Raw genomic sequence first — 12380 nt, 5'->3', positions numbered from 1 at the left:
CTAGGCAAGCCGTCGCGCGGGCGACCTCCCCCGACTCGGGTGAGCTGCCGAACCGCTTGGACACGATGAGGTGGGCGCTGTGAATACGTGGATGGTCCCGACGATGGGCGGCTACCGCCGCTCGTGGCTGCGTGGGGACGTGCTCGCCGGGCTCGCGACAGGGACGGTCGTGATCCCCCAGGCCATGGCGTACGCCACGATCGCGGGGATGCCTGCCAGCGTCGGGCTCTACACGTGCTTGCTGCCGATGGCGGCGTACGCCCTCCTCGGTGGCGCGCGTGCGCTGAGCGTCTCGACGACGTCGACCATCGCCGTCCTGGTGGCCAGCTCGCTGGCCACCCTGCCCGAGCGTGGCCCCGACGAGCTCATTCGGGCGGCGTTCACGCTGACCTTCCTGGTGGGCATCTGTCTGCTGATCATGCGTCTGGCCCGGCTGGGCGCGCTGGTCGAGAGCATCTCCCCCGCCACCATGACCGGCATCCGGCTCGGCGTGGGCCTCACCGTCGTCGCCAGTCAGCTGCCGGCTCTGCTCGGCCTGTCGGCGGACCCGGAGGCGGAAGGCTTCATCGAGGAGCTGGTCGCGGTCGCCCGCGAGCTCCCTGAGCTCTCGGCGGTGACCGCGGTGGTCGGGCTCGCCGCGATCGTGATACTCCTGATGCTCCGTCGGCTGGCTCCGGCCGTGCCGGGGCCGCTCGTGGTCGTCGCGGCGGGCATCTGCCTGGTGGCCCTCAGTGGCGTCGAGGACCGCGGCCTCGCCCTCATCGACCCCGTGCCGACCGGGTTGCCGTCGCTGAGCCTGCCGGTCGTCGACGACGTGATCGGGTTGCTCCCCGGCGCGATCGCGATCGCGCTGATGTCGTTTCTGGAGACGGTGCTGGTGGCGCGGACCAACCGGCGTCGCCACGAGCCACCCATCGATGTGAACCGCGAGCTCGTCGCCACCGGGATCGGCGCCCTGGCCGGTGGTCTCACCCAGTCGCTGCCCCCGGCCGGCGGGTTCTCGCAGTCGGCCGTGAACCTTCGCTCGGGCGCGCGAACCCAGCTCTCCGCTCTCGTCACCGTCGGCCTGGCGCTGCTCGTCGCTCTCGCGCTGGCGCCTCTGCTGGCCGACCTGCCCCAGGCCATCCTGGCCGCCATGGTGCTGGTCGCCGTGGCCGGTCTGCTGGACCCGCGCGAGCTGTGGACGTACGCCGCCATCGACCGGGCCGAGCTCTGGGTCGCGCTGGCCGTCGCCGCCGTCGGGCTGACCGGCGGGATGCTTCTCGGCGTCGCGGTCGGGGTCGGTCTCACCCTGCTGCTGGTCATCCGCGCGGTGAACCAGCCGAGGGTGCGCCTTCTCAAGCCCTCGGGTCCGGGGCCCGAGGGGGTGCTGCCGCTCGTGCTCACCGGCGACCTCTACACCGGCAACGCCCAAGCGACCTACGACGCGGCGCTCGGGCTGGTGCAGGCCGCCGGTCCCCGAACGGTCACCCTCGACGTCTCGGCACTGATCCACGTCACCGTCCCGCTGCTCAACACACTCCGCTCGCTGCGCGAGGACCTCGCCGCCAACGAGACCGAGCTGATGCTCCTCGACGTGCCCGATGATGTGCTGGAGACCCTCCGCCGGGCGCCGTGGTTCGTCGAGGCGGAGCAGGACGGGTTCGTCGGATGAGCGGGCTCCGTCCGGCTGATAAAGTGAAGGCGTGGAGCTGATCGAAGTGGACAAGATCTAGCCACCGGACTGCCGGTGGCTTCGCCCGTGCGGGCATCCCGCATCGGTGAACGATCACTTCTCGACGCACACGCGCGTCCGCCCTTCCCGGGCGTCGACGCGTGAAGCTCTCCGGCACGTTCGCGTTTCTGTCGACACGTACCTGATCCCCGTCGCGCCCTGTCGCTCGACGGAAGAGACGAGAGAACACAACCATGTCCACCCCATCTGCCATCACCCTGCGCGACCTGACCTTCGAGTGGCCTGACGGCACCGTCGCGCTCGAACGGGTCAACGGCACCTTCGGCACCGACAAGACCGGTCTGATCGGTCGCAACGGTGCCGGCAAGTCCACCCTGCTCCGGCTCATCGCCGGCGAGCTGACACCGACCTCCGGGAAGATCGATGCCGGCGGCGAGGTCGGCTACCTGCCGCAGACGCTCACCCTTCGGCACGACACGACGATCGCCACCCTGCTCGGCATCGACGGCATCCTCGCCGCGATCCGGGCGATCGAGGCCGGCGAGGTCGACCGGCGCCATTTCGACGCGATCGGCGACGACTGGGACATCGAGTCCCGTGCCGACGAGGCCTTGGACCAGATCGGTTTCTCCGCAGCCGATCTGGACCGTCGCGTCGCCGAGATCTCCGGCGGCGAGAGCATGCTGATCGCGATCACCGGCCTGCGCATCCGCCGCACCCCGATCACCCTGCTCGATGAGCCCACGAACAACCTCGACCGAGCCACCCGCGCCAAGCTCGCCGAGTTCGTCGACCAGTGGCCGGGGACGCTCGTAGTCGTCAGCCACGACCTCGAGCTGCTCGAGCACATGGACAGCACCACCGAGCTGTTCGGCGCGACGCTGAGCACGTTCGGCGGACCGTACAGCGCCTGGAAGGAGCACCGGGAGCAGGAGCAGGCGGCCGCCGAGCAGGCTGCCCGCTCGGCCCAGCAGGCGCTCAAGGTCGAGAAGCGGCAGCGCATCGAGGCCGAGACGAAGCTCGCCCGCCGCGAGCGGACAGCGAAGAAGACCCAGAAGGACGGCGGGATCCCGAAGATCCTGGCCGGCAACCGCGCCAGCAAGGCCCAGGCGTCCGCCGGCTCGCTCCGCTCGACGCTCGACGACAAGGTGAAGGCCGCCCAGGCCGCCGTCGATGCAGCCGGTTCCCGCGTACGCAACGAGGAGCACATCCACCTCACCCTCCCCGACCCCGGCGTGCCGCGCGGCCGCCGGATCGCGGAGCTGGAGGACGAGGGGCGGGCCGTCGTGATCCAGGGGCCGGAACGGGTGGCGCTGATCGGCGCGAACGGCTCGGGGAAGTCGACCCTTCTCGACCAGCTCGTCCGGGGTGGCGACCCGGTGCCAGGCCGGCCACGTGGCCGTCTTCTCACCGACCTGGTCGGTCTCCTCCCCCAGCGCCTCGACGGCCTCGACGACGAGGCCAGCGCGATGGAGAACGTACGCAGCGTGGCGCCGGACCTGCCGCCGGGAACAATCCGCAACCAGCTCGCCCGGCTCCTGCTTCGGGGCGACAGCGTGGACCGCCCGGTGCGTACGCTCTCAGGCGGCGAGCGCTTCCGCGTCTCCCTCGCCCGCCTGCTCCTGGCCGACCCGCCCGCCCAGCTGCTGATCCTCGACGAGCCGACCAACAACCTCGACATCACCAGCGTCGAGCAGCTCGCCGAGGCCCTCGACGCCTACCGCGGCGCCCTGCTCGTGGTCAGCCACGACCACGGGTTCCTGGAGCGGATCGGCATCGACACGGTCATCGAGCTCGATGGGGACGGGCGAATGCACCAGCGTCGGGACCTGGACGGGCCTCCCGGTCGCACATCACGTACGTGAGACCGGCTCCTGGCGGTGTCGCGCGACCCAGCTCGCCACGAGGTCACCGACCACGCCGGGGTTGAACGTTGGCGCCCAGTGCCCGCCCGGCACCTCACGGATGTCGATCGTCCCGACGTCCGGGTGCGGGTCGGACTGGGTGACCGGCGGGATGAAGATGTCGCGCCCGGGAGTCAGCACCTGGACGGGTACGTCGGTGCCACCCCGAACCGGTCTGAGCAGACGCGGGAGCACGTTGGCGGCGTAGATCCGGATCGACGCGGCGTTGCGGCGAGCGCTGGGGCCGGCAGGTCGCGGATCGAGCGGCTCGGGCCGCTCGAAGACCTTCAGCGAGAGCCTGATGACCGGGTCGATCAGCCCGAGGCGCGCCAGCACCGGGGCCAGGAGAGGAATCGAGAAGAAGCCCATGTAGAGCGGTGACTTCCACATCGCGACGATGTCGCGGAACCGGCGCACCCGCGCCTTGCGGAGCACCCACCCAGGGATGTGGTCGATGCACGGGCCGGAGATGGAGGTGAAGCTGAGGATGCCGTCGCGTTGTGGCCCGGTGATCAGGTGCCAGGCCTGCACCGATCCCCAGTCGTGGCCGACCAGGTGGACCCCGGCGCCGGTGTCGGCGTGGTCCAGGACGGCCCGGAGGTCTGCGGCCAGCTGGTCGAGGCGGTAGTCGGCGATCCTGCCCGGCCTGCCGGAGGCACCGGTGCCGCGGGTGTCGTAGGTGACCACGTGGTGGTCCTCCGCCAGATGCTCGACGATCCCGTCCCAGGCGGTGTGGTCGTCGGGGAAGCCGTGGACGAGGACGACGGTCGGCCTGGTGGCTTCGTCGCCGGCGCTGTAGACCGCGAGCTCGAACCCGTCGCTGGTGGTCACCGTGGTCATGCGGACTCCGCCCTCGCGGCGAGTGCCTCGGCCGAGAAGTGCGTACGCCACACCGGGGTCGACCACCGGGCGCGCGCCGACATCCAGGCGAGCCCGACGCGGTAGGAGATCGCCCGCGGGAGGACGAGTCTCCAGAACGCCACGTGGACGCGGAGGCTGACACGATCCATGGCGCGTTCCGGGAAGCCGATCATCTCGCGCTCCTCGGGCAGCAGCCCGACCATGATGGCGACCCGCAGGAAGTGCCGGATGGGCGCGGTGACCAGTGCCCACAGCGGTAGCGGCACCGCTCGCAGCGCCCGGGGTGCCGGTAGACCGCGGGCACGGGTCAGCCCGACCAGGGTCCGGACCCCGTCGTTGCGAGGGTCGGCCACGCGGTCACGCTCCGCGGGCCAGACCGCCAGGAACTCGCCGTACGTCGCGGGCATCCCGAGCACGCCGAACCGTCGGCCTACCTCGATGAGCCCGAGGTAGGCGTCGTCGCGGAACTCCCGGTCGGGCCAGCCGCGGAGCACCTCGTAGCCGCGCATGAAGCCGGCCGTGATCGCGGCCCAGTTCCAGGTCCAGATGTCGCGGGTCCAGGCGTGGTACGTCGCCCCGCGAGTGTCCTCGCCGCGCATTGGCCGGTGCAGCTCCCGCATGGCGTAGGCGATGTGGTCGGCCTCTTCCCCCGCGTGCGCGGCGCCGGCGATCATCTCGATCGTGTCGCGGAGCCGTCGGGCGAAGTCGAGGATGTCGGCGTCGGGATCGGCGAAGACCGGGTCGCGCTTCAGTGTCGCGGCGGCGGTGGCGGGATGCATGAGCGGCAGCAGGAACCCGGGTAGGCCGTAGAGCGCGGTCAGCGGCTCCGCGAGAACGCGGCATGCGGGCGAACCCGGTGCCAGCAGCTCGGGACGGCTCTCGGGGCGTACCGCCGGAAATCCGTCCGGACGCGTTTCGGGGACCTTCGGTGTCACCGTCATGTTGGTTCCTTCCGGTCAGCCGCGCGGGGAGCGCAGGCTCTCGAGGCCGTTGTTGAGGAGGTACTGGGTGACGTTGAGCGCGGCGTGCCGGTCGGGTGCCGGTTCCTTGCCCTTGGCCATCCGCCACATCTGGACGCTGTAGTAGGTCAGCTCGGTGAGGCTGTCGAGCAGCCGGATCCCGCTGCGCCGCGGGTTGACGACACTCTCGTCGACGCGGCTGGCCAGCAGCTCGGCCGGGAAGTCCGGCTGCACCGTGAGTGGCCGGCCGAGGCCGACCAGGTCGACGGCCCCGGACTCGACGGCGTCGACCATCCCGCCGGCCGTGCGGAACCCACCGGTGAGCATCAACGGCAACGCCGGGAGCTCGGCGCGGACGCGTTCGGCGTAGGAGAGGAAGTACGCCTCCCGCCGCCGCGTGCTCGCCTTCAGCGACGGGTCCACGCCCAGCATGGCCGCCGAGGTGTAGGTGCCACCGGAGATCTCGAGCAGGTCCAGGCCCTCCTCGGCGAGCGCGTGCACGACCTCGAGCGACTCCTCCTCGCCGAAGCCACCCTTCTGGAAGTCGGCCGAGTTGAGCTTGATGGCGACCGGGGTCTGTGCTCCGACCTCGGCACGGATGGCCAGGAAGACCTCGAGCACGAAGCGGCGCCGCTTCTCCGGAGTTCCACCCCACGCGTCGGTGCGCTGGTTGGAGAGCGGCGAGAGGAACTGGCTGATCAGATAGCCGTGCGCTCCATGGATCTGTACGCCGTCGAAGCCTGCTTCGGTCACGACCTTCGCTGTGGTGGCGAAGCGACGGATCAGGTCCTCGATCTCAAGCGCGGTCAGCTCGCGGGGCTCGGCGAAGAGGCCACCCGCGCCGGGCACGGCGATCGCCGAGGGTGCCACGGGATGGGGAGTGAGCGTACGCGGCGTCTGCCGGCCCGGGTGGTTGATCTGGACCCACACCTTCGAGCCGCCGGACTTCGCCACGCGTGCCCATTCGGCCAGGTCCTCGTCATGGTCGTGGTCCTCGACCACGACGTTTCCCGGCTCGCCGATCGCGTTGCGGTCGATCATCACGTTGCCGGTGATCGAGAGCCCCACGCCACTCTCGGCCCAGCGCCGGTAGAGGTTCTTGATGCGCGTGCCCCGGGTGAAGTCGCGCCGGCCCAGGCCCTCGCTCAGCGCAGCCTTGGCCAGCCGGTTCGGGATCACGAAGCCGTTCGGCAGCTCCAGCGGCTGCGCCAGCACGGAATGGTCATAGGTCACGGGTTGCTCCTCGATGCGGACGGTGTGGTGGGCTACGCCTTGGCTGAACGTGGCTCAAGCGGGACGGAGAGGATTCCGCGCGCGGCGGCCTCCAGACGGGCAGCAGTCGCCTCATCGGCCTCGCGACCCTCGAGAAGACAACGCCGCAGGATCCCGCCGGGCAGGTCGACGATGCAGACCGCGATCGCCTCGACCGCGGCGTGGTCACCGCGGTCCCAGACGCCGCGCGCCAGCGTGATCAGCAGCTCCACGAACCGCTCCTGTGTCGCCGCCAGCTCGGCCTCAACATCGGGAGGAAGGTCGCCGGAGAAGAGCTGATCGCGACGCTGCGCGAAGAAGAGCCGGGCGCTGGCCGGGAAGCGGCGTACGAACTCGACGGGAGCCAACGCCACTGCCACGACCGCGTCCACACCCGCGGTGTCGGTCGATCCGGTGCTCGCCGTCATGGCCTGGGTCATGAGCTCGTGCAGCCGGGACGTGGACCGGAGCCACAGCCGCGCGAGCAGCACGTCCTTCGATCCGAACGCGTGGTAGATCGACCCGTTCGACGCCCCCGCCGCCGCAGCCAGCGACCGCAGCGTCAGCCCGGACGGGTCGCTGCTGGTCACGATCTGCTCGGCGACGTCGAGCAGATCGTCAAGGATGTGGAGTCGCTGCCGGGACATGCAGGCAATTAGAGCAGGTGCTCTAGTTCAATGGCTCTGAATGTGTCGCGCGTCACGCAATGCTTCATCGCACGGCGACGAGGAGCCCGATCTTGTCGATGCGGTGCTCGGGGTTATCGAACTCGTCGGACCAGTAGTTGCCGACGGCGTGGTCCTCAGGCGTGGCGCAGGTCGACAGCGTGATCATCGCGCGGGTGGGCTCCTGGCCGGGTTTGCCGGGGACGGCGGCGCGCTGGGCGCGCAGCGACGCCGCCGACCGGAACGACGTCTCGCGGGTGCCGGTGATGCGATAGACGTACGTCGCCTCCTCGGTGCGCACCCGGACCCGGTCCCCCGGCTCGAGCTCGGGCAGCCTGAGGAACGCCCGCGTGGAGGAGAGCCGGTGCGCGGTCACCTGGTAGTTGCCGATCCCACCCGGCCCGGTGCCGCCGCGAGGACCGTATGGGCTGGCCGCGACGCCGCCGTTCTGGATCTCGGTCCCGGGAGCATCGTCGGTCCACCCGCGGTAGGGCACGACCTCGAGATCGGTCAGTCCGATCGCGGGGATGGTCAGCTCCCCGCGCATCGGCCGGCCGTCGGAGGACAGCGGCGCGGGCTCGGTGGTGCTCGGTGACGCCGTCGAGGATGCGGTTGGGGATGTCGTATCCGGCGGGGAGCTCGACGCTGCCGGCGGTGTGCTCTTACCCGAGGGGGTCTCGGTGCCGCACCCACCGAGCACGAGCGCGCCGAGGACCGCGCCGACGACCCGGGACAATGCGATCTTCATGGCGCCGCCTCGCGCGAGCTACTGGTTCCCGAGCCACGGTACGCCGACCCGCAAGGCCCGATCTGCCCAGATGCGGTCAGGAGAGCTGGTCAGAGCATCCGGGGCAGCCACCAGATCCGGCCGCTGCTGCTGTCCACTAAAGCGGTGCGAACCGCATGGAGCTCGAGCGGAAGGACATCCGCGACGGCGTTGACGATCACAGGAAGCTGGTCCGCCGAGGCACGAGTGGCCACCGACACGTGCGGCAACCACATACCGGGCCGGTAGTGCTTGTGCAGGTCTGCTCCGGTCTCGAGGAGCGTTCTCGCGACTCGGTCCTGCCGCATCGCCACCGTGGCTGAAAACGAGGGCGCCAGGGCCACCCGGCCACGCGGAAAGATCAGTGAGCCATGACTGGCGCAGTGGAACGGTTCGCCCTCCGGAAGCCCGTCGAGCGTGTCGCGCACCGGACGGAGCTCCCACGTCCGAAGGACCGCGAGCGAGAGGTGCGGGTGGTGGTGGCCGTGGGTGTGGCTCGCCAAGGTGCGGACTCCAGCCTCCTCCAACCGCGCCCAGAGCTCACGCACCAGCCGGTCGGACCGAGCGTCGAAGAGCTGGCACACCGCAAGCGCCATGAGATCAGCGTGACACAAGCCGGGCGCGTAGGCGGCAGGCATCATCGAACGTGCCGCGTACGCCTTGAACGGCTCGTCGCCACGACGGATCAGAAGAGCCGGTAGAACCGCCAGAACCCGAACTCCTCGACCGGGAGAACCTCGAACCCGCTGAACCCCGCGGTCTCGCCGTAGCCCTGCAATGTCGAGGGCCGCATCACCGTCCCGGTCCCGACGCTCGGCGGCGACGAGAGCCCGTCCGGCAGACAGACCAAGAGGCTGAACCCGTACATGAGCCGCTCCAGCTCGTCGCCGTCCGGCGCGAAACTGTCCGCCACCGCCTCGTCCATCACCACCATGGATCCGCCGGGCACGAGCGTCCTCCGGACCGCGCTGAGGACCTCGACGGGCCGGGGCATGTCGTGCACGCACTCGAAGGCGAAGGCCACGTCGACGGTCCCCTCCTCAATGGTGGCTGCGTCCTGGCACACGAACCGCACCCGGTCCTCAACCCCCGCCTCGCGAGCGTTGACTACGGCCATGTCGACCGATGGCTGGTCGATGTCGATGCCGAGCACGGTAGCCTCGGGGTAGGCGCGAGCCAGGGCGATGCTCGACCATCCCCCGCCGCTACCCACGTCGAGGATCCGACATTCAGGGATGGCGAGGGCGTCGTGGACGATGGGCACGCCTGCCAGCGCCTGACCGAGCTGCTTCTCGTACCACGGCCGATTGCCGGCCGCCTGCGACTGCCGAGCGTCATCCCCGAGCTCGTCCCAGCTGACCCCGCCACCGTTCCGGTAAGCCTCCATGAGCCGAGGCAGCGCCGGCCCGACCGCCCCGAACATCCGGGCGATGGGCACCAGATAGGCCAAGCTGGTCGAGTCCGTCATCACCTCCGCCGTGCTGGCCGGGATGGCGAACCGGCGATCGTCAGGCTCGCCGTCCTTATCGACCACCAACAGCCCCACCACCGCCTGCTGCTCGAGCCACTCCCGTGCATACCGCACCTGTGTCCCCGTACGCCCCGCGAGCTCCACCGCACTCGCCGGCCCCTCATCCGCCAGGGAGCGATACCAGCCCAGCCGGTCTCCGATGAAGACCGACACAATCTCGACCGTGCCGAGGAGCGACCCGAACAGGCGCTCAGCGACCTCATCCGTCGTCTGCTGCGATGCATCCATCGCTCCACAATCGCCCGGTCGCCTTCGCCCGAGCAGTCCGGTTAAGGCGCGTACCGGGTTTCAGGTACGGCCCTTTCGGCGTGCGCCGTACGCCTTCCGCGGCTCGTTGATCCCCCTGCCGGACGGTTACCGGTCGTCGCTACCCGGCGGTCACGGTGCCTCCGAAGAACGCGATTTCGCTGCCTTCCGGATCACCACAACTGGACTCGATGTAGAACTCCTGGCTGGCCGACGCCTTCTTGATGGCGTACTCCACGACGCCGAACTTCGTGGCACCAGACCGGATCGTGCCGTCGAGGTACTTCGCGTTCTCCCCTGCGACGTCGATGTAGGCCTCCTCGTCGTTGCCGGACTCGACGTGAAGCTGTCCAGGGCAGCCGATCGGCTCGAATGAGCCGTCGAAGTCCGTCGGAACGGTGATCTCGTACTTCAAGGCGAACCGGGTGTCGCCAGGTTCGGCGACACCGCACGAGCCATCACCGCAGAAGTCGTCTGTCGTCCCCCACGGCTCGGACTTCTCGACCGTCACCTTCATCGTGACACCAGATCTCCAGGTGAATTCACCACCGTCGAACGGCAACTGCTCCTCGGCGCTGCTGCCCGGCCCAGTCGCCGCATCCTCGCCTCCTTGCGCGAATCCATCAATCACCTTCCCGGACGGCTTTTTGCCGTCCTGAACATCGATCACCCGCTGGGCGGCCGCCTTGGTGAGATCCGCGTACGCCGGGGTCAACGAGTTCGACAGATCGACGTAGGTGATGGTGACGATCTGGTTCCCGATCCGGGTGAAGGTCATCGCCAGCACGACCGGCAACTCCATCCATGAACTGCCGCTGGTGCCCGTTGCGACCACGTTGACCTGCTCGTCGGCGCCCTCGTGGGACTTCTTCTCGTCCACGGTGAACTCCAGCGAGATCGTCGTCCCCTCGCTGTCCGTCTCATTGACCTTCTTGCAGCCCTTGAGCGCATCCCGCACCGAGTCCAGCGCGCCCTCGATCTCGTCAGTGGTCGCATAGGACGCCACAGCACTCGACACCGAGGTCACTGCCATGTCGCCGGCAACCTCGTAGGCGCCTTCCGCCTTCGCTTTGGCCTTCGTCCCCTCAGCCGTGCTTTCCGTGCCCTTCAGACACCCCAGCGATTCGTCGTCGCTCTCGTCCTGTCTCATGGACTCCTTCCACCCGGACCCGAGCGCTGCGAGCGGAACGACCGCGTCATTGACGTCAGCCTCAGACAGCACCTTGGGCTCCGATCCCCCGCAGGCTGTCAAGGTCGTGGCTGCGATCACCAGTGCCGCGCCGACTACCAGCACCCGATTCGTACGCCTCGTCTTCATCGATGTCTCCTCACCAACTTGCTCGGAGACAGCGTCCGCTGGCCGTTGAGATAACTGGCGAGCGAAAGCCGTTTTCCCAACGTAAAGAGGGGTTCCCCGCCGAGTGAAGGGACTTGAGTCCTTTCCGAGCCCGCGCGTAATAGTCAACTACCGCCTCGGCCGGGAGACGTGTCCAAGCAGACGGCCTCGCACCCTCAGGGTAGTTGGCGAAACTGCCGGTGTAGTTGGCGGTGCTTGGCGGTGCTTCGGCGCGGCCGCCGTCGTCAGTGGTGCCGCGCTGAACGGTGCCGGCACCAGTCATTACAGTCGCGGCCCAGCGGCCCCTGGCGGGTGTCGTTTGTTGGCCTTGGTGCCGAATACGCTTACGAGGACCTGGGTGTCGGATGAGACCCGCGAGAAGATCGACGATGGTCTGGAGGCAGTCGGCGATGCCATCACGTTCCGGGACTGATCACCGAGGGGACGGACAGCAGAACGCTCGCTTCGCCATCGCACCCGCGGTTTCCTTCGACGTCCTCAAGGTCCACTTGGTGTTCTTCGCTGCAGCCGGCGTGACCGTTCTCGGCTTCGCAGTTGGAACCATCGGGTCCACCGCGGGCCGAGTTGCCCTCGGCATCGTTTGTCTCGGGTTGGCAGCAATCGATGTCGCACTGTGGAGGACGACCATCGCCCGGCGGTCCCGAGAGCTCGTGATCGACGAACGAGACGGAGAACTGTGGGCGCCGGGGTCTCGCTTGGTCGCGTCGATGTTCCTCATCGCTCTTGTCAGCACGATCGCCTACCCGATCGCATTCCTAGTTGGCATCCTGAGAGGCGAGTTGACGACGGGGTCGGCCGCGGCCTTTACGATGTCTCTCCTCGTCGCCGTGATCTGCCTCCCCGTGTTGATCATGGTGGCCATGGGTATGTACAGACTGAACGGCTTGGTGTTGACCCGAGACGCGATCACCTATCGCGGCTATCGACGCGAATGGTCGGCGAACTGGGCGGAACTGGACCGCGTCGAGATCACCCCCGAACCGAGGGTGGCGATCCGCGTGTCTGGCGCCGACGCCGAGATACGAGTACCGGCCGGGCTGATGGCTAGCGGTCCAGTGCCGCTCGCGGAGTACGTCGACGATCTGCTCCGTCACCCCAATCGACGGCCCAGCAAGCTTCCCACGAACTAAACCTTCCGATCCCTTCAACTCGGCTGCGAAGCCGC

Annotated in this window: 11 protein-coding genes; 3 read left to right on the top strand and 8 right to left on the bottom strand. The window is 68.9% G+C overall.

The features are described from left to right. The first annotated feature begins 79 nt into the window (after positions 1-79). Positions 80-1654: a SulP family inorganic anion transporter gene (locus tag ABTW65_RS00805; RefSeq protein WP_350657870.1), complete on the top strand. Its 1575-nt coding sequence runs from the start codon at positions 80-82 to the stop codon at positions 1652-1654. A gap of 254 nt (positions 1655-1908) precedes the next feature. Further along, complete coding sequence (locus ABTW65_RS00800; RefSeq protein WP_350657869.1) at positions 1909-3540, top strand: ABC-F family ATP-binding cassette domain-containing protein; 1632 nt, start codon at positions 1909-1911, stop codon at positions 3538-3540. Here ABTW65_RS00800 and ABTW65_RS00795 read toward each other — a convergent pair. The 8 genes from ABTW65_RS00795 to ABTW65_RS00760 all read right to left on the bottom strand — a co-directional run bounded on the left by ABTW65_RS00795 (position 3529) and on the right by ABTW65_RS00760 (position 11323). Continuing rightward, positions 3529-4419: an alpha/beta fold hydrolase gene (locus ABTW65_RS00795; RefSeq protein WP_350657868.1), complete on the bottom strand. Its 891-nt coding sequence runs from the start codon at positions 4417-4419 to the stop codon at positions 3529-3531. The genes ABTW65_RS00800 and ABTW65_RS00795 overlap by 12 nt on opposite strands. Beyond that, entirely contained in the window at positions 4416-5381 is a 966-nt protein-coding gene (locus tag ABTW65_RS00790; protein WP_350657867.1) for an oxygenase MpaB family protein, read from the bottom strand. The genes ABTW65_RS00795 and ABTW65_RS00790 overlap by 4 nt, the downstream gene beginning before the upstream one ends. Before the next feature lie 15 nt (positions 5382-5396). Then, positions 5397-6632 carry an NADH:flavin oxidoreductase/NADH oxidase family protein gene (locus ABTW65_RS00785; RefSeq protein ID WP_350657866.1) on the bottom strand — a complete coding sequence of 412 codons (1236 nt, stop codon included), beginning with the start codon at positions 6630-6632 and terminating at the stop codon, positions 5397-5399. Positions 6633-6664: 32 nt separating this feature from the next. Further along, positions 6665-7297: a TetR/AcrR family transcriptional regulator gene (locus ABTW65_RS00780; protein ID WP_350657865.1), complete on the bottom strand. Its 633-nt coding sequence runs from the start codon at positions 7295-7297 to the stop codon at positions 6665-6667. 64 nt (positions 7298-7361) lie between these two features. Next, complete coding sequence (locus tag ABTW65_RS00775; RefSeq protein ID WP_350657864.1) at positions 7362-8063, bottom strand: class E sortase; 702 nt, start codon at positions 8061-8063, stop codon at positions 7362-7364. A gap of 89 nt (positions 8064-8152) precedes the next feature. Further along, positions 8153-8677 carry a 2'-5' RNA ligase family protein gene (locus tag ABTW65_RS00770; protein WP_350657863.1) on the bottom strand — a complete coding sequence of 175 codons (525 nt, stop codon included), beginning with the start codon at positions 8675-8677 and terminating at the stop codon, positions 8153-8155. An 89-nt stretch (positions 8678-8766) separates the two neighbouring features. Beyond that, a complete protein-coding gene (locus ABTW65_RS00765) occupies positions 8767-9840 on the bottom strand; it encodes a class I SAM-dependent methyltransferase (RefSeq protein ID WP_350657862.1) in 1074 nt (357 codons plus the stop codon). Positions 9841-9979: 139 nt separating this feature from the next. Beyond that, the gene (locus ABTW65_RS00760; RefSeq protein ID WP_350657861.1) at positions 9980-11323 is read right to left on the bottom strand and encodes a hypothetical protein; all 1344 of its coding nucleotides are present in this window, start codon (positions 11321-11323) and stop codon (positions 9980-9982) included. Between the two features lie 260 nt (positions 11324-11583). On the opposite strand from ABTW65_RS00760, the gene ABTW65_RS00755 reads away from it, so the two are divergent. Then, the gene (locus tag ABTW65_RS00755) at positions 11584-12345 is read left to right on the top strand and encodes a hypothetical protein (RefSeq protein WP_350657860.1); all 762 of its coding nucleotides are present in this window, start codon (positions 11584-11586) and stop codon (positions 12343-12345) included. The last annotated feature ends 35 nt before the right edge of the window (positions 12346-12380 follow it).

It is taken from the genome of Nocardioides sp. NPDC127503, assembly GCF_040302165.1.
Lineage (GTDB): Bacteria > Actinomycetota > Actinomycetes > Propionibacteriales > Nocardioidaceae > Nocardioides.
This window is presented reverse-complemented; position numbering and strand designations above follow the sequence as displayed.